General features: G+C 60.3%; 28 protein-coding genes. 19 read left to right on the plus strand and 9 right to left on the minus strand.

The window, feature by feature from the left end; all coding sequences use genetic code 11:
• Nucleotides 1–13: 13 nt before the first annotated feature.
• From tnpC to tnpA, 3 genes are all read right to left on the minus strand, one after another.
• Nucleotides 14–1,492 carry an IS66 family transposase gene (gene tnpC, locus UP06_RS29430; protein WP_045004267.1) on the minus strand — a complete coding sequence of 493 codons (1,479 nt, stop codon included), beginning with the start codon at nt 1,490–1,492 and terminating at the stop codon, nt 14–16.
• A gap of 122 nt (nt 1,493–1,614) precedes the next feature.
• Entirely contained in the window at nt 1,615–1,971 is a 357-nt protein-coding gene (tnpB, locus tag UP06_RS29435; protein WP_045004130.1) for an IS66 family insertion sequence element accessory protein TnpB, read from the minus strand.
• Nucleotides 1,968–2,426, minus strand: coding sequence for an IS66-like element accessory protein TnpA (gene tnpA / locus UP06_RS29440; RefSeq protein WP_045005335.1), 459 nt, complete (start codon nt 2,424–2,426; stop codon nt 1,968–1,970). Before tnpA ends, tnpB begins: the two co-directional genes overlap by 4 nt.
• Before the next feature lie 557 nt (nt 2,427–2,983).
• On the opposite strand from tnpA, the gene UP06_RS41110 reads away from it, so the two are divergent.
• From UP06_RS41110 to UP06_RS29465, 5 genes are all read left to right on the plus strand, one after another.
• Nucleotides 2,984–3,217 carry a hypothetical protein gene (locus UP06_RS41110; protein WP_156163305.1) on the plus strand — a complete coding sequence of 78 codons (234 nt, stop codon included), beginning with the start codon at nt 2,984–2,986 and terminating at the stop codon, nt 3,215–3,217.
• Between the two features lie 622 nt (nt 3,218–3,839).
• Nucleotides 3,840–4,325: a GlcG/HbpS family heme-binding protein gene (locus tag UP06_RS29450; RefSeq protein WP_050032209.1), complete on the plus strand. Its 486-nt coding sequence runs from the start codon at nt 3,840–3,842 to the stop codon at nt 4,323–4,325.
• Nucleotides 4,326–4,570: 245 nt separating this feature from the next.
• Nucleotides 4,571–4,771, plus strand: a complete 201-nt coding sequence (locus tag UP06_RS29455) for a hypothetical protein (RefSeq protein ID WP_045007207.1) — start codon at nt 4,571–4,573, stop codon at nt 4,769–4,771.
• 10 nt (nt 4,772–4,781) lie between these two features.
• Nucleotides 4,782–5,357 carry a Fic/DOC family protein gene (locus UP06_RS29460; protein WP_045007208.1) on the plus strand — a complete coding sequence of 192 codons (576 nt, stop codon included), beginning with the start codon at nt 4,782–4,784 and terminating at the stop codon, nt 5,355–5,357.
• Nucleotides 5,358–5,570: 213 nt separating this feature from the next.
• Nucleotides 5,571–6,545 (plus strand): Bug family tripartite tricarboxylate transporter substrate binding protein, encoded by a 975-nt coding sequence (locus tag UP06_RS29465; RefSeq protein ID WP_045007209.1) that lies wholly within the window; start codon nt 5,571–5,573, stop codon nt 6,543–6,545.
• Between the two features lie 137 nt (nt 6,546–6,682).
• Here the strand turns inward: UP06_RS29465 and UP06_RS40260 are convergent, their stop codons facing one another.
• Nucleotides 6,683–7,024, minus strand: a complete 342-nt coding sequence (locus UP06_RS40260) for a BrnA antitoxin family protein (RefSeq protein WP_502691615.1) — start codon at nt 7,022–7,024, stop codon at nt 6,683–6,685.
• Nucleotides 6,990–7,280: a BrnT family toxin gene (locus UP06_RS29470; RefSeq protein WP_050032211.1), complete on the minus strand. Its 291-nt coding sequence runs from the start codon at nt 7,278–7,280 to the stop codon at nt 6,990–6,992. The genes UP06_RS40260 and UP06_RS29470 overlap by 35 nt, the downstream gene beginning before the upstream one ends.
• A gap of 825 nt (nt 7,281–8,105) precedes the next feature.
• Here UP06_RS29470 and UP06_RS40265 point away from each other — a divergent pair.
• The 6 genes from UP06_RS40265 to UP06_RS29505 all read left to right on the plus strand — a co-directional run bounded on the left by UP06_RS40265 (nt 8,106) and on the right by UP06_RS29505 (nt 13,669).
• Nucleotides 8,106–8,585 (plus strand): styrene oxide isomerase, encoded by a 480-nt coding sequence (locus UP06_RS40265; RefSeq protein ID WP_197087422.1) that lies wholly within the window; start codon nt 8,106–8,108, stop codon nt 8,583–8,585.
• Between the two features lie 88 nt (nt 8,586–8,673).
• Nucleotides 8,674–9,996, plus strand: coding sequence for an HlyD family secretion protein (locus UP06_RS29485; protein ID WP_245305583.1), 1,323 nt, complete (start codon nt 8,674–8,676; stop codon nt 9,994–9,996).
• A gap of 14 nt (nt 9,997–10,010) precedes the next feature.
• A complete protein-coding gene (locus UP06_RS29490; protein WP_045007213.1) occupies nt 10,011–11,594 on the plus strand; it encodes a DHA2 family efflux MFS transporter permease subunit in 1,584 nt (527 codons plus the stop codon).
• Nucleotides 11,595–11,857: 263 nt separating this feature from the next.
• Nucleotides 11,858–12,283 carry an SgcJ/EcaC family oxidoreductase gene (locus UP06_RS29495; protein ID WP_045007214.1) on the plus strand — a complete coding sequence of 142 codons (426 nt, stop codon included), beginning with the start codon at nt 11,858–11,860 and terminating at the stop codon, nt 12,281–12,283.
• A gap of 24 nt (nt 12,284–12,307) precedes the next feature.
• Nucleotides 12,308–13,315: an MBL fold metallo-hydrolase gene (locus UP06_RS29500; RefSeq protein WP_045007215.1), complete on the plus strand. Its 1,008-nt coding sequence runs from the start codon at nt 12,308–12,310 to the stop codon at nt 13,313–13,315.
• Nucleotides 13,316–13,474: 159 nt separating this feature from the next.
• Nucleotides 13,475–13,669, plus strand: coding sequence for a hypothetical protein (locus UP06_RS29505; RefSeq protein ID WP_156163306.1), 195 nt, complete (start codon nt 13,475–13,477; stop codon nt 13,667–13,669).
• Between the two features lie 16 nt (nt 13,670–13,685).
• Here the strand turns inward: UP06_RS29505 and UP06_RS29510 are convergent, their stop codons facing one another.
• Together UP06_RS29510 and UP06_RS29515 are read right to left on the minus strand one after the other, a co-directional pair.
• Nucleotides 13,686–13,988, minus strand: coding sequence for a hypothetical protein (locus UP06_RS29510; protein WP_045007217.1), 303 nt, complete (start codon nt 13,986–13,988; stop codon nt 13,686–13,688).
• 214 nt (nt 13,989–14,202) lie between these two features.
• Nucleotides 14,203–14,388, minus strand: a complete 186-nt coding sequence (locus UP06_RS29515) for a hypothetical protein (RefSeq protein ID WP_045007218.1) — start codon at nt 14,386–14,388, stop codon at nt 14,203–14,205.
• Nucleotides 14,389–14,833: 445 nt separating this feature from the next.
• Between UP06_RS29515 and UP06_RS29520 the strand changes: the two genes are divergently transcribed.
• The 4 genes from UP06_RS29520 (at nt 14,834) to UP06_RS29530 (ending at nt 17,178) form a co-directional block, all read left to right on the plus strand.
• Nucleotides 14,834–15,130 carry an HU family DNA-binding protein gene (locus UP06_RS29520; RefSeq protein WP_045007219.1) on the plus strand — a complete coding sequence of 99 codons (297 nt, stop codon included), beginning with the start codon at nt 14,834–14,836 and terminating at the stop codon, nt 15,128–15,130.
• Between the two features lie 659 nt (nt 15,131–15,789).
• Entirely contained in the window at nt 15,790–15,927 is a 138-nt protein-coding gene (locus UP06_RS41675) for a hypothetical protein (RefSeq protein ID WP_197087423.1), read from the plus strand.
• A gap of 563 nt (nt 15,928–16,490) precedes the next feature.
• Nucleotides 16,491–16,841, plus strand: a complete 351-nt coding sequence (locus UP06_RS29525; RefSeq protein WP_045007220.1) for a GrlR family regulatory protein — start codon at nt 16,491–16,493, stop codon at nt 16,839–16,841.
• 139 nt (nt 16,842–16,980) lie between these two features.
• On the plus strand, nt 16,981–17,178 hold the full coding sequence (locus UP06_RS29530) for a hypothetical protein (protein ID WP_045007605.1): 198 nt from the start codon (nt 16,981–16,983) through the stop codon (nt 17,176–17,178).
• A 199-nt stretch (nt 17,179–17,377) separates the two neighbouring features.
• On the opposite strand, the gene UP06_RS29535 is transcribed toward UP06_RS29530, so the two are convergent.
• Nucleotides 17,378–17,608 carry a hypothetical protein gene (locus tag UP06_RS29535; RefSeq protein ID WP_045007221.1) on the minus strand — a complete coding sequence of 77 codons (231 nt, stop codon included), beginning with the start codon at nt 17,606–17,608 and terminating at the stop codon, nt 17,378–17,380.
• A 282-nt stretch (nt 17,609–17,890) separates the two neighbouring features.
• Here UP06_RS29535 and UP06_RS29540 point away from each other — a divergent pair, with 282 nt between their 5' ends.
• On the plus strand, nt 17,891–18,190 hold the full coding sequence (locus UP06_RS29540) for a hypothetical protein (RefSeq protein ID WP_045007606.1): 300 nt from the start codon (nt 17,891–17,893) through the stop codon (nt 18,188–18,190).
• A gap of 80 nt (nt 18,191–18,270) precedes the next feature.
• Here UP06_RS29540 and UP06_RS41680 read toward each other — a convergent pair whose 3' ends face one another.
• Nucleotides 18,271–18,435 (minus strand): hypothetical protein, encoded by a 165-nt coding sequence (locus tag UP06_RS41680; protein WP_008130359.1) that lies wholly within the window; start codon nt 18,433–18,435, stop codon nt 18,271–18,273.
• 258 nt (nt 18,436–18,693) lie between these two features.
• On the opposite strand from UP06_RS41680, the gene UP06_RS29545 reads away from it, so the two are divergent.
• The 3 genes from UP06_RS29545 to UP06_RS29555 all read left to right on the plus strand — a co-directional run bounded on the left by UP06_RS29545 (nt 18,694) and on the right by UP06_RS29555 (nt 20,917).
• A complete protein-coding gene (locus UP06_RS29545) occupies nt 18,694–19,455 on the plus strand; it encodes an SIR2 family NAD-dependent protein deacylase (protein ID WP_045007222.1) in 762 nt (253 codons plus the stop codon).
• A 211-nt stretch (nt 19,456–19,666) separates the two neighbouring features.
• Nucleotides 19,667–20,299 carry a cold-shock protein gene (locus UP06_RS29550; protein WP_045007223.1) on the plus strand — a complete coding sequence of 211 codons (633 nt, stop codon included), beginning with the start codon at nt 19,667–19,669 and terminating at the stop codon, nt 20,297–20,299.
• A 132-nt stretch (nt 20,300–20,431) separates the two neighbouring features.
• Nucleotides 20,432–20,917 carry a DUF192 domain-containing protein gene (locus tag UP06_RS29555; protein WP_045007224.1) on the plus strand — a complete coding sequence of 162 codons (486 nt, stop codon included), beginning with the start codon at nt 20,432–20,434 and terminating at the stop codon, nt 20,915–20,917.
• Nucleotides 20,918–21,000 lie beyond the last annotated feature (83 nt).

Below are 21,000 nucleotides of genomic sequence, written 5' to 3' on the forward strand. Positions count from 1 at the left end.
GTAAGCGCTGTTTTCAGGCCACAGCTCTGAGGTCGTGACGGCAATAGGCCCACGGAAGCAACTGATCGATCTCGCTATTCGGATGACCATTGACGATCCTGGTGAGGACGTCGGTCAGGTAGGCAAGCGGATCGAGGTCGTTCAGCTTACAGGTTTCGACCAGGGAGGCGATGGTGGCCCAGTGCTCGGCACCGCCGTCGGAGCCTGCGAACAGCGCATTTTTACGGTTCAACGTGATCGGACGGATCGAGCGCTCGACGGCGTTATTGTCGAGCTCGATACGGCCATCATCGATGAAGCCCGTCAGGCCATCCCAGCGTGAGAGCGCATAACGGATGGCGTCTGCCAGCTTGCCCTTTTGGCTGATCAACGCGAGCTTTGCGCGGAGCCACAGCTCGAAGGCTTCCGCCAGCGGCCGGCTTTTCTGTTGTCGAACGAGACGACGTTCCTCGGCGCTGCGGCCGCGGATGTCCTTCTCGATGGCATAGAACTCGGCGATATGCTTGAGCGCCTCGCTCGCAATAGGCGCAGGACCGGGGGTGGCAAGTTCGTAGAAGTTACGCCGCATGTGCGACCAGCAGAATGCAAGCTGAACGTTGCCACGCTCGGCGAGCCTGCCATAGCCGGCATAGCCGTCGACCTGCAGGATCCCCTTGAAGCCTGCCAGATGAGCGATCGGTCGGTCGGCCTTGCGGTCGGGCGCATAGACATAGGCGACGCCCGGCGGATCGGCACCGCCCCATGGCCGGTCGTCCGCCGCATAGGCCCAGAGCTGACCGGTCTTGGTGCGCCCGCGGCCGGGATCGAGCACCGGCATCGTCGTCTCGTCGGCGAACAGCTTTGGCCGCTGCCTGAGCTTGCCAAGGAGCCGCTCATGCAACGGGCGCAGATGGAAGGCTGCCTGTCCCACCCAGTCCGCCAGCGTCGAACGATCAAGCTCAATGCCCTGGCGGGCGTAAATCTGCGCCTGCCGGTAGAGTGGCAGGTGATCGGCATATTTGGAGACCAGGACCTGGGCGACGGTGGCCTCGGTCGGCAGACCACCCTCGATCAGCCGGGCCGGGGCCGGCGCCTGCATGACACCGTCCTCGCAAGCCCGGCAGGCGTATTTGGGACGCCGGGTGACGAGGATCCGGAACTGCGCCGGGACCAGGTCCAGCCGCTCACTTCTATCCTCGCCGATCCGGTGCAACTCGCCCTGGCAACAGGAGCAGATCTTATTGTCGATATCGACGACGACCTCGATCCGCCGCAAGTGCGCTGGCAAGGCGCCACGGTTGATCCGGCGCTTGCGAGCCCGAGCCTCACGGCTTTCAGGTGCGCTGACGTCCTGCGCCGTCTCGCTGTACGCTGCGACCTGCTCGACATCTTCCAGGCCCAGCAGCATCTGATCTTCAGGCAAGGTCTCTGCCCGCCGGCCGAACCGATGCCGCTGCAATTCCTTGATGATCTGACGCAGCCGTTCGCTCTCGCACCGCTCGGCAAGCAGCATCGCTTTCAGCGTCTCGGGATCGTCAGGCAGGGCGTCGCTCACACGCAATTCAGAGCATATTCGCCGCCATCTGGCGACGCGCTCGATGCCCCTGATTCACTTCGCCGCAGCGCTGCCAACAACTATCCGGCTTGCGTTGGCGCTGGCGTCTCCCGTACCTCGTGGACACGCCGCCAGTCGAGCCCTTCCAACAGCGCCGACAATTGCGCCGCCGACAGACGCATCACGCCGTCCTCGATCTTCGGCCAGCGGAAGATCCCATCCTCAAGCCGTTTGGCGAACAGGCACAGACCCGTTCCGTCCCAGAACACCAGCTTGATCCGATCCGCCCGCTTGGCACGGAACACATAGACAGCTCCCGAGAATGGGTCAGCCCCCATGCTCTCGCGCACCAGGGTCGCAAGCCCTTCCATCCCCTTGCGGAAGTCCACCGGTTTGGTCGCCACCATCACCCGGACCGCACCCGACGGACCGATCACCGGCTCGCCTTCAGCGCCTGGACGATCGACGCAATCATTGCCGTGTCCGCACCACGACCGGCCCGGATCGTGATGCCGTCGACTTCGATCTCGATGATCCCGGCATCGCAACGGCAAGTTCGGACATCCGGTTTGGGTTTGCAGCGCGCCACTTTGCGCTCCCGGCCAAGAGCAGGCGCCGGCACTGCGACATCCACCACCGCCGGCACAAACTGCACTTCTTCTATTTCGGAATGACCGCCTGCTGCCTCTCGCAACTGACGTCGCCAGCCAAACAACTGCTGCGGTGACAATCCATGCCGTCGGGCTACCGAACAGACCGAGTCGCCGCTCGCCACAATCTCCGCGACGATCCGCGCCTTGTCCTCGTCGCTCCACTTCCGCCGACGGCCGGCGCCGGTGAAGACCTCAAGCCGCCGTACCGGCTCCGTGATAGCAGTATGCACTGTGTCCATTCTAAGCCTAACGGTCCAAATCGAACCGCAGACTCGCAGATCACCCCATCATCCGGTAGGTGGCCGCTGAACAGCGCTTACGGTGCTGTTGGTGCCGAGGCTATTTTATTGAGCACCGGAAATCACTTCGGGAGGGCGCTTTAATCTCCTTCATCGTCATCTCCGCCGTCGTCACCATCTCCTCTGGTTTCGCCCTCGTCTTCCTCATTGCCCTCATTCGAGTCGGACGAGCCGTCGGCTTCGGGATCGTCGTCTCTTCCAAACATCTCAACAAGCTCATCCAGAGTAGTGTCAGCACCCCAACTTCCGCCGAGGGGTGGGAATTACGGTGACAGTGCTGTCACCGTAACTCTGTCACCGTAACTCAAATGGCAGCAAAGAGCGTGTTGAGTGCACTGTCACCGTAACCCCATCGGGGGTCGGAGCGCCGAAGGCGGGGCGTTCAATAACTAGATTCATGCAAAGTGCAATCAACCAGAACGCGCCAGAAATATTCCCGTTGCCGTAGGTTGTGCTGTCTTCTAGGCTGCCTGCGTTTCAATCCCAGGGAGATTTTGATGCGTTTCAGAATATCAATTTTCAGCGCCACCCTCATTGCTCTGTGGTTCGTCCCTCCAGCTCAGGCTGCAGGCAGCATGGACAAATGCACGGGCTCCGGCTTCTCGACTTCCTGCTGTTCGCAGGCGAACGCGAAGGGCTTGTTTGCCGGTGACGACACCAGCTCGGTTGCTTCGCGCTGGGACTTCCTCGGCAAGTGCAAGGCGCGCGAGGAGCAGAAAGGAAAGAAGTGAAGTTGGCAGTCTGACCCCTGAGGGAATTTTCATGAGAACAATTTTGATTACTACCTTTGTCTTGGCCTCAAGCGGGGCCTTCGCCCAGGACCTGTCGATGTGCACCAGCCTGGGCAACTCGGTGAGGTGCTGTAGACAGTCCGTAGCCGAGCATGGAGCTTTCGGAAGTTCTTTCGGTCAGTCAAAGGCAAACCGGCAGGCGGATATGGCGGCGTGTATGGCCGCTGAGAACGGGAAGAAGAAGTGAAGAGCGGCGCGTGGCCGAGGTTACCGCTGGAGGTTTGGTACGTTTTAGCAGGAGAATTTCATGCGAGTTCTTACTTTGGCGATGGTGCTTTGTCTGGTAGGCGGATCCGCAGTGGCTCAGCAAAAGGCATCGAAGGCGCCTAAGGCCAAGACCTGTACTTACGAACAGTGCGTGTCTGCCAACACGGGGAAAGGTTGGAGCAGCACACAGGTAAGTAACTGGTGTTCTGGTAACCCAGGAAAATGCCAATAAACAATTGCGGCGACAGTGCAGTTCAGCACTGTCGCCGTAAGGCCTTCCCTTCGCGCGGTTCTTTGGACTAGAATAACAAGCATGTTACGTAGAGCATGTGTTCGTCTTTCCGCGGCTCTGATTGTGTATTCGCTCCTCGCCGACGGCGCGCCTGCCGAGGAGTTGCTGACTGAGCGTCAGCTTCCGCTTTCATTGGCGCTCGATGGCGCTCGTGCCGCGCTCGATGGCTGCCTGTCGCAAAATTACAAAATCGCAGTGACCGTGGTGGATCGCTCCGGGCAGGTACGCGCCACGCTGCGTGCCGACGGGGCTAATCCGCATCTGCTCGAAGGCGCTTTGCGCAAGGCCTATACGGCATCAATGCTGCGGATCAGCACCGTGCAGATGGGGACGTTCGTTGAGCGCAGCCCGGGTGCCAACGGTTTGATGGTGTTTGAGCACATGACTGCGCTCGGTGGTGGCTTGCCGATCCGCATCGGAGATGATGTCGTCGGCGGCATCGGTGTTGCCGGTGTTGCCGGCGTTCCGGTGGGCGGTGCGGGCGGAGCGGGCGACGAAGGCTGTGCACGCATTGGATTGGACCGGATTGTGTCGAGGTTGATACCGTAACCAGTCGTCGGTGAAGAAGATGGGCCTCAGGCTGGAACAATCCGAATGGCGGCAGTGTGAGCCGAGAGGATTTGGTGCAGCAACAGGCTGGTCATTACGCTGACAGTGCTCGACTGCACCCCTTAAGTGAGACACGGGAATTGCGGCGAACTTAACGCCAATGGCAGGCAGGAGTGAGTTGAGTGCACCGTTGTTGGGGTCCAGGAGAGCGTGGCAAAGCCAGAAAAATGTGATAGATTCGAGCAATGCCAAAGCAAAAACAGCAGACTGGAAAAACCGTCAAGGGTGGCTTCGTCGTTGGCCGTGCGGGCTTTGCTAAGATCAGCGATGTGGAAGGCATTCGGCTGAAGCCGGCCATGAAAAAAAGGGCCACCGAAGCCGCCGCCAAGGGCCTCTCAGCAGAAGAGTATCGCCGCTCGATTTTGCACAGTTACCGCAAGCGCTAAGCGTCATCGCATGTACGATGCGGTTGACGATCCCTACACCTACGAAAACTCGACGGTTCTTGTTAACAAGCTCGACCTGCGGGACCAGGACGACCTCGACGATTTCGAAGCCGAAATTTCCAGCGCTCGATCGGCCGAGCCGTTGCCCGAAGGCCAACTGGACTTCGCCCACTATTGCGCCGTTCATCATCATCTTTTCCAGGATGTCTACGAATGGGCAGGGAAGCCCCGAACGGTCCGGATGTCCAAACAAGGCAGCTCGTTTTGCTTTCCTGAACATATCGACACGCAGGCAGCGAAGCTTTTTCTGGATTTGAAGGCCGACCATTTCCTGGAGAATCTGCCCGCGGCCGAGTTCGCAGCGAAGGCTGCGCACTTCCTCGCCGAATTGAATGTCATCCACGCATTCCGCGAAGGAAACGGGCGCTCTCAATTGTCGTTTTTTGCCATGCTGGCTGATCGCGCAGGCCATCCCCTCGATCTGGAAAGGCTCGACCCTGGTGCCATGCTCGACGCCATGATTGCCAGTTTTGACGGGGATGAAACCGAGTTGGCCCAAATCATAGCTGGCCTAGTTACCGCATAATCCGTCACGGCGACAGTTCGCTCAATTGACGCTGTCCGCCAAGCGGGGACCGAAGCCGCAATAGGCGGGTTGGCGACGGCGAATGAATTTGATGTACTGTCGCCGCAACCCATTTTGTGTTCAGGCCATGCCGTGTTTGTCACCGGCCAAAACATAATCGACGGGGGAAGCGACCCGAGGCATCTTCTAACGCAATTTTTGAGAGGATCCTCGATGACAAGACTTCATGTCCTTGCCCTGCTGGGCACGGCCCTGCTCGGGCTTGCCGCGGCGCCGGTCAAGGCGCACAGCTATCCGAGTCGCGTGGTGACCGTTGTGGTGCCTTATCCCGCAGGCGGCTCCGTCGACGGCGTCGCGCGCCTTCTCGCGCAAAAGCTGACCGAGTCGTTCGGGCAGAGTTTTATCGTCGAGAACCGCGCCGGTGGCGCCGGCGGCATCGTCGGCGCGAACTATGTCGCCAAGGCCGCACCGGATGGCTACACGTTGATGCTGACCGCGTCGATCCATGTGGTGACGCCGTTCCTGCACAAGGCCGTTCCCTACGACGTGGTCACTGACTTCACGCCGATTTCGCTGGTGGCCAGCGGACCGCTGATCGTCAGCACCAATGCGCAGTCGCCCGCCAAAACTCTCAAGGAATTCTTCGACCTGGTTCGCAAGGATTCGACCAAATACACCTTCGCGACATCGAGCTTCGGCTCGGCCGGGCACATGGCGATCGAGCTGCTCAAGCGCGATGCCGGTGTCGACACCCTGGTGGTGCCCTACAAGGGTGCAAGCCCCGCACTGACGGACCTGATGAGCGGCCAGGTGCAGTTGATCGCCGATCCGATCCTGTCGTCGCTGCCGCTGGCGAAAGCCGGAAGCATCAAGGCGCTGGCCATCACCAGCACCAAGCGCGTCGACATCGCTCCGGAGATTCCGACCGTAGCTGAGTCCGGCATGACAGGCTTCGAGTTCAGCTCCTGGTACGGCCTGTGGGGCCCGAAGGGCATGCCCGCTGACCTCGTCACGACGATTCAAGCCGAGGTCGCCAGGATCGTGCAGCGGCCGGAGGTGAGGGAACGCTTCGCGCTGCTCGGATTCGAACCGCTCGGCTCCACGCCGGATTATTTTGCCGGCTACATCAAGAGCGAGATGGCGAAGTACGAGCAGATCATCAAGGACGCCAACATCAAGGCTGAATGAGAGTGGTGGATGCGGGGGCGGGGATTATGGCGCATTCAATGACGCCGCCCGTGCTTGCAGGCAAGCTACGGCCTCTATTTCGGTCCACTCAATGCGGGCTTGAATGAATTTAATGCACGGGCACCGTATTCGAAGCCTTATCTGCTGCCAGCGGCCCGCTTGCCGCTCGACGCGGGTCGCCTGCTGACCGCTCGTTTTCCGCGACGCGCTCTCATCACTATGTTCTTTAGCGTGGTGTCGATCTTCGATTGCCATCCCGGTCCCATTTCCTTGAAATGGGTAACAACCACTTTGCTCAGGCGGATCGATACCGGAACTTTCTTCGGCGCCCTCTGCGGCCCTCGCTTCTTACCAAAGACGGCCAAAACGTCTGGCGAAAGCACCTCTTCCGGGCTCTTTGCTCGCGCAAAGTCTGCTGCGCTCCATTCCGGATTCTCCGGATCATCAACGATCTTTTTTCGCGAGACCATATTGCTCAATCTCCCTTTCGTTGGCAGGGCGGAGGCTGATCGCCCGAACCCGCTTTCCGCCAGTCTTCAGCTCAGTGACGGTGAAAGCGAGGGCATAAGCTCCCTTGCCGATGAACCCAAAGCCCCGGTATCGGGTCTCTCCGTAGTTCTTCCGAACGTCTTCCAAGATTTTGACCGGAACGAACTCGCTGGCTCGCGCTAGCCTAATCCCGTGCTTAACGAGATTGGAAGCGTCCTTCTTTGGGTCGAACTCAATGTCCAGCATCTATAATGTGTATATACAATTTGGAGCCGCGCGCAAGTCCTGTATATACAAATTACTCTATATGCCGGGGTGGCGGGGGACTGGCTCAATGTAGATGTCCTGCCGCGGGCACCGCTCGAGCCGCTCCGTAGCCTGCGCGAGACATGGAGCGGCGTCGGCGCTATGGCGCCCTGGCTGAAGAAGGTTCGGGAGGCGGGCGAGGATATCGAGCGATACCGCGCATCAGCGTGACCTCGTTCGCCCGGCAAGGAGCCCGATGAGGGCTCCGGTGCCTACATTGAAGAGGCTGTTCGCTGTCGTAAAGAATTGGGAGAGGGAGGATTTCTCACCGCTGAGGATTGCCGCGATAAGCGCCAGCGCGGCGCATCCGGCGGTGAGACTGGCTACAAGAAGGGGAAGGTGGTGGTTCTGGTTCATCTGCATCCTGCTGAAGGTTATGCTTGCAGGGAGATGTTCCGGTACGACGAGGAACGCCCCCCGGCAAAGCCGAGAAGTGATCCTCGAAGGCATCCCGTCGCCAACGAGTATTGAAACGAGATTCAACACCGGCCTGTTATGGCCACAGAGAAACGAAAAGGTCTGGGCGGCGACGGGCACCGCAAAGTCCGAACTTCAACAGCTCGGAAAATCTGGTTTAAGGAGCCCTTGCAGGCTCAGGTAGACCTTGACGTAGTTTTGCTGTGGGAGCCTTACAAGAGCCGGCAAGAAAAAATCCTCGCGCGCATGGTGCCGACCATCCCAAGCATCAGGATGACCGCCGTGGCGGGCGATGATTGAATGTCAACAGCTCGAGGGGAGACCCATGGCCGATGAGAAACATGGCCGATGAGAAACGAAGGCTCCTCTGGGCATGGCACGGTCTTGTTCTTGATCGGCTTGCTGACGGGGCTGGTCGAGCAGCATTTTGCAAATGTGAGGATGGGGTTGGCCGCCCATTTGGAGGGCGTAATGAACGGAACGTTCCTGCTTGCCGTCGGCGCCATCTGGAACGAGGTCAGGCTATCGACACGTACGAAGGCGGCGGCCTATTGGACGCTGCTCATTGGAACGTACGGCAATTGGACCGTCACAACATTGGCCGCTGTGCTTGGGACAGCCGCGCTCTCGCCGACCACGGCGGCGGGGGCACGAAGCGGAGCCTTGGAAGGAGGCGATGATCACGGCCGGATTCGTATTCATCGGCCTGGCGATCATCGTGGCCGTCATCCTGCTAATGTTCGGGTTGCGGAGCACGGCAAAGCCGGAGTGAGGCGACGAGCGGCAAATACCAATCGCGGTGACGGTGCATTCAACCGCAGGGCATAAGCCATCCGCACCGGACAAGTGATCTCGCAACCGTAACCGCAGACGTCCTGGTGACGAAGGGCGGCAACACCCGGGAACAAGTTGCGCCTTGGTCCGTTCGTTCCACTTCGGCAATGCACAACAGCCGGTTCGCATTGACGTCATGGAGCCAGGCGGCATGAGTTCTGTTGATCCGATAGTTGCAGGTTCGTCGACCTCGGCGTCGGGGGAAACCTTGCGCAGGGACCGCTCGCCCGAGAAGATATCTCCCAAAACATCCGATCCTGTTGTGCAGAAAGATGCCGGCGTCAGGTCAGAGAAGCCCCAAGCGGATCCGGAGGGCCGACAGACCGACCGCAAGCCGCAGGAAACCGATCAGACTCCGGAAAAGGGGCCCGCGGGAGTCAAGGGTGCATTCCGCAAGCACCCGATCGCGATGATCGCCTGCCTTGGGTTGATCGTCGTCGGCATCATCGCAGGCATCGCTTGGTATCTTCACGCCCGTCACTACGAGAGTACGGACGATGCGTTTATCGATGGCCGGTCGGTGCTGGTCAGCCCGCAAGTCTCCGGCAGCATTGTCAGCGTCAATGTCACCGACAACCAGATCGTGAAAACAGGCGATCTGCTCGCGACCATCGACGCACGAAACTATCAAGCCGCGGTCGATCAGGCCGACGCGCAGATCCGTCAGAACGAAGCAACCGTAAAAAACGTCGAAGCCCAGATCGCAGGGCAAAAAGCCCAGGTCGATCAGGCCACCCAGCAGGTGACGGAGGCGGCATCGGCGCTCAAATTCGCAACCGACGAAAACACCCGCTATCAGGACCTCGTGCAGAAGGGCGCCGGGACTGTTCAGCGCGCCCAACAGGCCTCATCCGACTTCAACGGCAAGCAGGCCGCCCTTGACGCAGCCAACGCGGCCAAGGTGGCGGCCGAACGGCAGATCGACGTCCTGAACGCGCAAAAGGTCGGCGCCGCGGCGCAACTCGATCAGTCCAGGGCACAGAAAGATCGCGCCGACGCCGATCTGCAGCGAACCGAGCTGCGTGCAACCGTCGACGGGCGGGTGACGAAACTGACGGCAGCCGTCGGCGCACTGGCAGCACCCGGGCAGGCGATCATGATCGTGGTGCCGCTCGACATCTGGGTCACGGCCAATTTCAAGGAATCGCAACTCGCCGACATGCGCGTCGGCCAGCCCGTCGATATCAGAATTGACGCGTTCGGCGGCCGCAGTTTTCCCGGCCAGGTCAACAGCGTTCAGGCGGGCAGCGGAACCGCGTTCAGTCTGTTGCCAGCCGAAAACGCCACCGGCAATTATGTGAAGGTGGTGCAGCGCGTGCCGGTGAAGATCACCTTCAACCAGCGTCCCGACATTGAACTCGGACCGGGCATGTCGGTCGTTCCGACCGTCACCGTTCGTCCCTGAGGGGATGGTGGCAAATGCCTGACGCAGCGGCCAAGGGCGAATATGGTGACGCGAACCCCTGGATCATTGCCGTCCTGGTGGCGATCGCGACCTTCATGGAAGTGCTCGACACCACCATCGCCAACGTGGCCCTGCGTTACATATCCGGTGGCCTCGCTGTCAGCAGCGACGAGGCGTCCTGGGTCATAACCACCTATCTGGTCGCCAACTCCATCGTGCTGTGCGCCAGCGGCTGGATTGCCGAGATGTTCGGACGCAAGAACTTCTTTCTGGTCTGCATTGCACTGTTCACGGCGAGCTCGCTGATGTGCGGCTTTGCGTGGAATCTGCAGTCCTTGCTGGTGTTCCGCTTGTTGCAGGGGCTGGCGGGCGGCGGCATGACGCCGGTGGCGCAATCGATTCTGGCCGCGGCTTTCCCACCCGCCAAGCGCAGCCAGGGGTTTGCGCTCTACGGCATCGCCGTGGTCGTGGCACCTGCCGTCGGGCCGACACTCGGCGGCTGGCTGAGCGACAATCTGTCCTGGCACTGGTGCTTTCTCATCAACGTGCCGGTCGGATTGATCTCGCTGGTGCTGATCTACATGATCATTCCGAGTTCGCCTGAAAAGAAGAAAGAGCGCGAGCGGATGTGGGCCAAGGGCCTCGACTTTGACTGGGTGGGCTTTCTGCTGATTGCGATTTTCCTCGGTGGCCTCGAGGTCGTTCTCGACCGCGGCCAGATCGACGACTGGTTCAGCTCGAACTTCATCGTCACGTTCGCGGCGATATCCGCCACCGCGCTGCTGCTGTTCATCCCGTGGGAGCTCAATCGCCCGAAACCACTCATCGACATCAAGATGCTGACCGGACGCCAGTTCGGCACCTGCTTTCTCATCATGCTGGTGACGGGCGCGCTCCTGATCGCGACGACGCAGATCGTGCCGCAGCTGTTGCAAGAGGCATTCGGCTACACCGCCACCCTGGCTGGTCTTGCGATCTCGCCGGGCGGCGCGGTGACGATGGTGATGATGGTGGTGGTTGGCCGCCTTGGATTCATCCAGCCGCGCTATCTGATCGCGGTAGGGGCGGCGATAGCCTGTTATGCGATGATCGACCTGCTTCGCATCAACCCTGATGCAGATTACTGGTACTTCGCCTGGTCACGCATCTATCTCGGTATAGGCTTGCCGCTCGTCTTCATTCCGATCACGACCGCATCCTACGACGGCATTCCACCTGACAAGACCGACCAGGCTTCGGCGCTGATCAACCTTGCGCGAAATTTCGGCGGATCGATGGGCGTGGCGCTGAGCCAGACCGTGCTGGCGCGGCGTGAGCAGTTTCATCAGAGCCGTCTGGTCGAACATATCGGCTCCTGGAATCCGTTCTATAACGACACGTTGAGCCGGATACAGGGATATCTGAATGGGCGCGCGGCCACCGGCAGCTCATCCGGAACCAGCGCGGCGATTGTCAATCAGATGGTGCAGAACCAAGCGACGCTGCTTGCCTATATCGACGTGTTTGTTGCGCTGGGCGTGATTGCGGCGGTGATGGTGCCGCTGGCCCTGACGTTGCGCACGGTCAACCGGAGCGCCGGTTCGAAACCTGCCCATTAGCATTTTGCCACGCCGCGCCGGGTGAACGCCGTTCAGCATTGTCACCGTGATTCCAGCGCTGTCACCGCAATCCCGGCGAGGAGGGGCGTGATCGCGATATCCCCGGATCCAAGATCCTCACATTGAGCTTGTCGAGTTGACCCGAACAGGACATCGGCGATAGCCTGCCGGCGGCTTGTCGTGCTTTGTTGAAATTTTGAGCTGAAGATAGTTGCGGCGGAACGGCGTCCCGCAGACACGCCGGTTATTTGGGGAGAAACCTGATGCAGAAGCTTTTTGCAGTTCTTGTTATTGTCATTGCCTTGTCGCCGCAGCTCGCGAAGGCCGGACCGAGCGAAGACGCCGCAATGGTCCGCGCGCAGTGGGAGGAGGTCTACAATTCCGGCGACGCCGACAAATTCGTCGCGCTCTACACCAAGGATGCCACGCTTTTCGGATCGACGGCCCAGCTCTTCACCGGTTCAGACGGCGTGCGTGCCTACTACAGCAAGCTCCCGCCGGGCATCAAAGCGAAGATGGGCGATCAACAAGCCATCGCGGTCGGGTCGAATGTTCTCCTGAGCTCCGGTTTCGCGAGTTTTACGCTGAAGGATGGCACCGTCGTCCCGTATCGCTTGACCCTCGCTTTGGTGAAGGTCGACGGTCAATGGCTGATCGCCCAGCATCACGGCTCGCCGGTCCCGAAATGAAGCCTCGCAAGTGCCGGAGATATCATGACCTTCGTATCTCGTCGTGGACTGCTGGCTGGTAGCGCGGCACTGGCTGCTGCAACGGGTTTGCCATTGGCCGGGTCATCCCGCGCTGCTGCTCCGCTCGCCGGACAGCAGGCTCCGGGTTTCTATCGATACCAGGTCGGGGATTTCGAGGTCAGCGTGATTTCGGACGGCGCGCTCAGGTTTCCGGTTGAGGGCTTCGTGACGAATGCCAGCACCGATCAGGTCAAGGCCGCGCTCACAGCGGCGTTCCGTAACACGGATGGGTTGACGGTCCCGTTCACGCCGATCGTCGTCAACACGGGAGCGAGGCTGATCCTGATCGACACCGGCCTTGGCGATGCCGCGGTTGCGCGCACGAAGGGGACTGCGGGCCAGTTCGCGGCCAATTTGAAGGCTGCGGGTCTCGATCGCGGGGATATCGACGCCGTCGTCATATCCCATTTCCACGTCGACCATGTGGATGGCCTGCTGACCGCGGACAACAAGCCGGCGTTTCCGAACGCCGAGATTTTCGTGCCGGCCGCCGAACTGAAGTTCTGGATGGACGACGGCGAGATGAGCCGTGCTCCGAAGGGGCGGATCGAAGGGCTGTTCAAGAACACCAGGCGGATCATCGCAGCGCTCGGCGGCAAAGTGACGCCATTCGAGGCCGGCAAGGACGTCGTGCCGGGCAACGAAATTGTGCCAGGGCTCACCGCTGTTGCAACACCGGGGCACTCCGTCGGCCACACGTCGTTCGTGCTGTCGTCGGCCGGCAAGAGCGTGTTCGTTCAGGGCGATGTCGCCCATATCCCGGTGCTGTTTGTCGAAAATCCCAGCTGGCACGCCGCGATCGATCAAGACCCGGTCATGGCCGAAGCCACCCGTCGCAGAATCTACGATATGCTGGTGGCGGAGAAGATGCTGGTTCAGGGCTTTCATTACCCATTCCCAGCCCTTGCCCATGTCGAGCGGACCGCGAATGGTTATCGCGAAATTCTGGTGCCGTGGAGCACCAGCATCTAGGTTGGTCCGTCTCGCGGGAGCTATCTCGTCTTGAGATATCCGCGATCGGAATTACGGAATTTCGGCGAAATGCGGTGACAGAGTTACGGTGCTCACCGCAATTCATGACCTGAGCAAAATTGACCATCCCAGATTTTGGAACCGGGCTATATCCGCATCATGGCTCCGAACACGCTCACGCGCGAAGAGTTTGCCTCGCTGCTTAAGGTCGGCAACTGCTCGACATTGGACCCGCCAGCAGCAATTCCCGTCGAGCACAGCACCAAACTGATCGCGCTGGGTTATATGGTCGACTTGGTGGGAAGGCTGCGGATGACGACGCCCGGCAGGCACCGGATAGCTGTGGGGGCCTGAAGGTCGCCGTCTGCAACTAGGCTGCAATCCGTTGTTCGACGGGGGCCGTCAGGTGCTTGAGCACTTCCGCATGCTCGAGGTCGGGGACCGCGATCGCCGTGTGGCTGTACATCGCATGCGCGCGCGAATTTGCGATTCTGTCCAGGATCTCTTTGCCCTTGATGACGTGGAGGCCCATGCCGTCGCCGGACGGGAAGATCGCCAACACCACGTCATAAGCCGCGATGACGGCTCTGAGCGCCTCGGCCTTGTCTTCGGCGACATCGACGAAAACGCGAACATCGGCTGCGAGTTCACGCAGCTCATCAAAATCCAGCACTGTAGGGGGTACTCCAACGCAACGATACTGCGCGGAGCTTGGATGGGTTGGGTTACTGAAGTCTCAACAGCGCATGCCGAGTCACAAGTTTCACGATGAGGTGACCCCTTCATGGAGTCAGACTCGCAAAACGAGTGTCCCGCTGCCGAACGATGTTGGCCCTGGGTGGAATTGAAGCGCGATGCGCGCGACGGCTACGTCACGTGAAGCTACATCACTTGGCATAGCCCTGAGAACGGAGCCATGCGATCTTGCGATCCCCGTTGATCCAGTCGTCGGCATCTGCCTTGCTGGTGAAGCCTGTAATCTGGCGCTGCTCGTGGTCCGGGTAGTCCGCCAGTATTTTCCAGTCGTTGTCTGAAATGCGGACGGTTTTGAAGGTCACTTTTGTTTTAGCCATGCAGCATTATGCAGGAGCTGGCCCCAAAAGTGAACCCGCCTTGAGCTTTGAAGCAACCTTGGGCGGCGGGGCAGGCATCGGGGCCCGGCCAATCGGCGGGGTTGGGCCGTCTGCAAAGACGTCCAGGTCTTGGATTTCAGGTCTTGGGGATGAGGTCATGGAGATGGCCATGCGAGAACGCGTAACGAACCAGCAGAACTCCATAGGGATATTGTTGTTTTCGATTTCTGGTGTCGTATCGAATAGCCCAACAGAGGCGGTTGTCCGGGTCAAAAAGATGAGGAACCCACGCCCAACTGCGGCTTGCGTTTTCGGCCTCGATAGGTTCTAAGCCCGGTTGCTTCATGACCGTAGGCATGAATAGAAGCGCGCCGGGTAGTTTTACGGCGTCCCAGGCAGAGCTACATCGTGGCTCGCGCGCACCCAATTCAGAGGACTTTGAGACATGGCGAAGATGACCAAGACCCAGTTGATCGATGCAATCGCAGAGGGCACGCAGCTTTCGAAGAACGACGTGAAGTCGGTCATCGAGTTCATGGCGACCGTCGGCTACAAGGAGCTGAACGAGTCCGGCGAGTTCGTCATTCCCGGCTTCGTGAAAATGTCGGTCGTGAACAAGCCTGCGACCGAAGCCCGCATGGGCGTCAATCCCTTCACCAAGGAGCCGATGCAGTTTGCGGCCAAGCCCGCGAGCAAGTCGGTCAAGGCGTCGCCGCTGAAGGTCGCCAAGGACTCGGTCTGATCCGGCCATCGCGCGCCGTAAAAAGCGAAAACCCCGCCTGGGGAAGGCGGGGTTTTCTGATGGGGATGAAGCCTGGGGGAAGCTTCACTTATAAGACGCGCCAGCGCTGAAAAGGTTCACTGTCTGAGGACAGGAGAGTGCTCGGCGATCGCGATCGGGTTTTCCTTTTCGCCAAGAGTCGCAAGTCATCAGTCGCAATTCATCGCCCGCGACCGAAAGAGAAAAACCCCGCGCGGGGGAGCTGCGGGGTTCTTCAATGCTGGCGGTCGCGTCGCACAACCGACAGCACCATCGATTTCGGTTTGACAATGCGGAGGCGGGGAGTTCGTTCCAGCGTTCCCAACGAGCGGCGCGGTTGTCCCCGAAAGAAAAACCCCGCGCTTGCGCACGGGGCTCTCTAGCCGACGGCAATGGGATTTCAGCGCCTAGCCGCCAGCCGTGTTTCTAACTTAAGGTTGAAAATCCAAAAAGCAACAGCGCCGCGGTGACGGAATATGTTCGTCAGGCGGCGCTGCAGTATGACTGGGCGCTGAAATCCCCAGCCTCCATGGGTCCTCGCGCCACCAAAAAGGTTCAAGGCGACGTGATGAGGAAATCTCTGGCCAGGGCTGGACTTTTTGTTCTACTTTTGTTCTAGTGAATCGCCTTGGAGGTGACTCATGACGATCGAGAAACAGCGCGAAGTGATCAGGCTCTGGAATCAACTCAGGAAGGTCGAGGGCCCGGCCGCCGAAGAACTCCGCATCCAGATCCTCGAATGCTTTGCGGAGAAGAGCAACGCCAAGCGCGCGGCATGAGAGGTCTCGCCGGACATCGATAACACGCGGCAATAGCTGCGTGTCGAGCAGGGCATGTCGCGAGATCATCAGCTCGCGAGATCATGAGCGTGCTTTGCGCGCGTCTCGAAATTCTCATCTCGAGATTCCTGCCGCCGGCAAAGTGATCAGTCGCGTCTTCATCCGTCATTAGGATTCGCTTCGCGTTGATATTTCCGACTCCGATTCGTTCCTTGAGAACGAAGTGGAGTCGGATGCAGAACAAGTCGTGGCTGTCTGAATCTCGACGCAGGGCCTGTATCAAAACGAGTCAGCTTGATGTGTCGCACAGTCGTTTGCTCAAGGTGCGGCTGCTCCGCATGACGTCGACAGCGTCGATGGGAATCGAAGATGCGCTCTGGCGATGCAAACCAATTGTTAGGAGTTGCTCCGCGCCGATTTCGCCGATTCCGATTCGTTCTTTGAGAACGAAATGGAGTCGAAGCTGGAACAAAGCCGGTCGGCGAACCGCGAGAAGCTCCCCGGCGGCATCTCGACGCTCTGCGCGTCCGGCGCTATCGTCGCTGACGACGGCGGGCGCATCCATGAAGAACGGGCTTTACTCCATCCACATCCACATGCTCGACGGCGTGAAGGGCCGCGACAGCGGCGTGCTGGTGCTGCGGGACGGCATGCTGCTCGGAGGAGGGCCGTATTTCTGGTCGCGCGGGTCGTACAGTGTCGGCAACGGCACCTGGAAGGGTGAGCTTGCCACCAATCAGCATTCGCCGTTCGCCGATCCGCTGGTCCGGCCGCTGTTCGCTGGCGCAGAGGCCACCAGCGGCTTTTCCGGGACGTTCAGCGGGGATGACGCCGAGGTGTTCGGCACCGTGCTGGTCGCGGGTCATCGCAGTCTGGGTTTTCGCGCGACATTGAAGTGGCTTGCCGAGATCTGAGGCGTCTCGGCGAACTCCTAACGAAAGCTTGCAGCGGTCGCGATAACCCTATTCGGTTAGGTTAAAAGCCCAATCGCGTTGCGCTTGCGCGCCGTTGGGATAGGTGTCTGGCAAAGACAACAAGAAAACCCATTTTGCCATGACCCCATTTTTAGAACCGTCGTTTTATCAAGGCGACCGCCAGACCTATCGGCGCGTTGCCGTCGTCGGCACGCTGTTCTGTCTCGCTTTCGTCGTGATCAGCTTTTCGCTGCGGCCGCAGGACGAGGACACGCGCGTTGCGGTCAAGGCCGACCGATTGATGCGTACCGCCGGCCAGGCGCCGCACGCGAATTAAAATTCGTCGCTATGAGGTCGGATCGTCGGCACCCGTCTGCCGGCATGAGGTGCCGTGCGTTGCGAGCGCCACGAAGCCGGCATAGCCGGACAGATTGAGCAGGATGTCGAGCCACGCGGGCATGTTGAGCCTCTTCTCATGAAGGCACGATCAACGTGCGCGCGAGGCGCACGTTCCCCGCTGACAGAAGAAACGCCACTCAGAGTGGGGAGGAGGGGTCAAGCCGCCGGCCCAGCGTCGCAACCGTCTCCGTGGACGGCGTTGCCTTGAGGAACTCCGCAATGGCGCGGGCGAGCTCGCCGTCGGTCATGGGCGTCGGTGGCGGGCGCAGGGCGCCGACGCCGAAATTGCGGACGATCTCGTCGTAATGCTGCTCGTTGGTGTTGGGAACGAGCCGGCGGATGCGGGCCAGCAGCGCTGATATCGGCAATCTCTCCTCCCAAGGCGCCGTCGCCGTTGGCAGCCAGTTACGTCTGCTGCCATTTTGTCCGTTCGAAACTGAAAAACCCCGCCAGCACCGCGGAGATGCTGACGGGGTCTTCGTGCTGTTACCTCTACCGGATAGCGGAGGCTCCGCACTTGAAACTGAGGCGATTTCGTTCCCTTCAGGACGGAGTTTTTTTCGCATGCCTTGCGGCGCCGACATAGCCGCTCCGCGCAACCATCGCAGGCGGATGACGTTGTCTCTCCAGATGTGAAGGAGACATGCATGATGAAGAAAACATTGGCAGTTTTGGCGACGATCGCGGCGGTTGGCGTGACGGCGGTTGCGGCGCCAGCACCTGCGGAAGCGCGCGGTCGCGGCATTGGACCGGGCTTGGCGTTCGGTCTCGCCGCAGGCGCGATCACTGCTGGCGCGGTTGCGGCGTCCGGTCCTTATGGCTACGGTCCCGGCTACGGCTATGGTCCCGGCTACGGTTATTATGGCCGCCCGGCCTATGCCTACGGTCCTGCCCCGTACGCCTATGGACCAGGCTACTATCGCCACCGTTATTACCGCAATTATTGGTAATCGCAGGTCATAACCGACAAGCGAAAAGCCCGGAGCAATGCTCCGGGCTTTTTTCATGCGCGCGCATCTGGCGCGATATCCTACGGCCAGAGCGAGGGCCGCTCCACCTTGCGGGCGTTCTCGAGCGTCGACACGAAGTACTCGTCACGCTCGCGCTTGAACTTTTCCTGCGTCGCGCGGAAGGCGGCAACACGTGCGGCGATTTCATCTCGTTCGCGAATCTTGCGTTGTTCGTCTTCGGTCATGTCAAATCCCCACTACACCTGAGTATGTGTGCACTGTTGAACTCAAGCACTGCCGCCGCAATCACGTTGAGTCGCGTCAACACATGCATTGGCGCTTCTGATTGGGGCGTCAATGGGGAGGAGGCATTGCAGGATTGTGATAAGCGAGGGTCGGAAAAAATTGCCGACCGCGACTTGCGCGGCAGTGGATAAGAGCGTCAACAATCTTGTCGCTTGAACGTGTTGCAGCTAGCGCGAAAGCAAAGCAGGAGGCGGCGAGTGATTGCATCAGACCTTCAAAGCGGCGTTGAACGGCTCGGCGACATGATCGCCGAAGCCAAGACCATCGTCCCGTTCACCGGCGCCGGTATCTCGACCGAATGCGGCATCCCGGACTTCCGCTCGCCCGGCGGCCTCTGGACCCGCAACCGTCCGATCCCGTTCGATGAATTCGTTGCCAGCCAGGACGCGCGGGACGAATCCTGGCGCCGCCGCTTTGCGATGCAAGAAACTTTCGCGGCGGCAAAGCCTGGCCGCGGCCATCGCGCGCTCGCAGCACTGCACCGCGCCGACAAGGTTCCCGCGGTCATCACCCAGAACATCGACAATCTGCACCAGGCCTCGGGCTTTGCGGCCGATCGCGTGATTGAACTTCACGGCAATACCACTTATGCGCGCTGCATCGGATGTAGGCAGGCCTATCAGCTCGACTGGGTGAAGCGCCGTTTCGACGAGGATGGCGCCGCGCCCAACTGCACCGCGTGTGATGAGCCGGTGAAAACCGCAACGATCTCATTCGGTCAGGCGATGCCGGAGGATGAAATGCAGCGCGCGACCGAGCTGTCGCAAGCCTGCGATCTCTTCATCGCGATCGGTTCCTCGCTCGTGGTGTGGCCCGCGGCGGGCTTTCCGATGATGGCGAAGAACGCCGGTGCACGTTTGGTGATCATCAATCGCGAGCCGACCGAGCAGGACGATATCGCCGACCTCGTGATCCACCACGACATCGGCGAAACACTCGGGCCGTTCGTCCGTAATTGAACGGTCGTTTTTGATTCGCGCCTGTGCAAGCTGTTCATAGGTTCCGGTGAATCTCTTTTTTGTCTATGCCTCGCAACCGGGAGTGTTATCTTTTGATTCGAGAGATTCGCGTCGCGTCCAGTTGAGAAGATTCTCTGAAGGTTCTCGAAAGACGCGTGATTCGACGCCGCCACTGAGGGCGGGTTGCATGGCATGTGTGGGGTCCGGGGTTATGGGGTCGTCGGACGGATTTGAGTCCAAGAAGCTGGGAGTTCCCGCAGCCGGCGAACACGGCGGCGGTCGCGATAGCGCGCTCAGTCCCTTCACCGGACTTGGTGAGGCCAGCGCCAACCTCGTCGAGGTCCACGGCGTCATCAAATGGTTCGACGCCTCAAAGGGCTACGGCTTCATCGTTCCCGACAATGGCTGGCCCGACGTGCTCCTGCACGTTACCGTGCTTAGGCGCGACGGCTTCCAGACCGCTTATGAGGGCGCCCGCATTGTCGTCGAGTGCATCCAGCGCGCCAAGGGTTACCAGGCCTTCCGCGTGGTCTCGATGGACGAGTCGACCGCGATCCATCCGGCGCAGATGCTGCCGCCGCGCACCCATGTCACGGTCACCGCGACCAGCGGGCTGGAGCGGGCCCAGGTCAAGTGGTTCAATCGGCTGCGCGGCTTCGGCTTCCTGACCTGCGGCGAGGGTACCCCCGACATCTTCGTGCACATGGAGACGCTTCGCCGCTTCGGCATGACCGAATTGCGGCCCGGCCAGTATGTGCTGGTCCGCTTTGGGCCCGGGTCCAAGGGCATGATGGCGGCCGAGATCCATCCCGAGACGGGATCGCCGGGATTGCAGTCGCACTAACGGGCTCCCAACTCCCGCAATCGTGAGCAGAGGCGCGTGGTCAGGACCATGTGCCTTTTCTGGCTTTTCCGGCGATCGCCGCGTAAGGATTGCGCCAGTTCCACGTCTTGAGCGCCGTCCCGAGTGCATCCCATGAAGCCTGATCGAAACACTGTCTGGTCCCTCGCCAGAGGCTGGCTTGCTGCCATCCTCGTCATCGCCGGCTTTGCCGTTGCCAATGCGCCCGTCCGGGCCGCCAGCTTCCAGCCGCTCGAGATCGTCACCAAGAACGGCGTGCAGGTGTTCTCGGTGGAGATGGCGACGACGGAGGAGGAGAAGCAGACCGGACTGATGTACCGCAAGGAATTGGCCGACGGCAAAGGCATGCTGTTCGACTTCAATCCCGAGCAGGAAGTGTCGATGTGGATGAAGAACACCTACATCTCGCTCGACATGATCTTCATCCGCGCCGACGGCCGCATCCTGCGCATCGCGGAAAACACCGAAACGCTGTCTACCAAAATCATCGCGTCCCACGGACTTGCCCGGGCCGTCCTGGAGGTTCCGGCGGGGACCGCGCAGAAATACGGCATCCGCCCCGGTGACCGCGTCGGTCATCCGCTGTTCGGCAGCAAATAGGACCGCAAACAGGGCCGAGCGCGGGGGCATTGCCGTCTTGCTGGCGTGCCGGGAAGCGTGTATCGACGGGGCTCGCCGGACAT

The organism is Bradyrhizobium sp. LTSP857, assembly GCF_000938285.1.
Classification (GTDB): domain Bacteria; phylum Pseudomonadota; class Alphaproteobacteria; order Rhizobiales; family Xanthobacteraceae; genus Bradyrhizobium.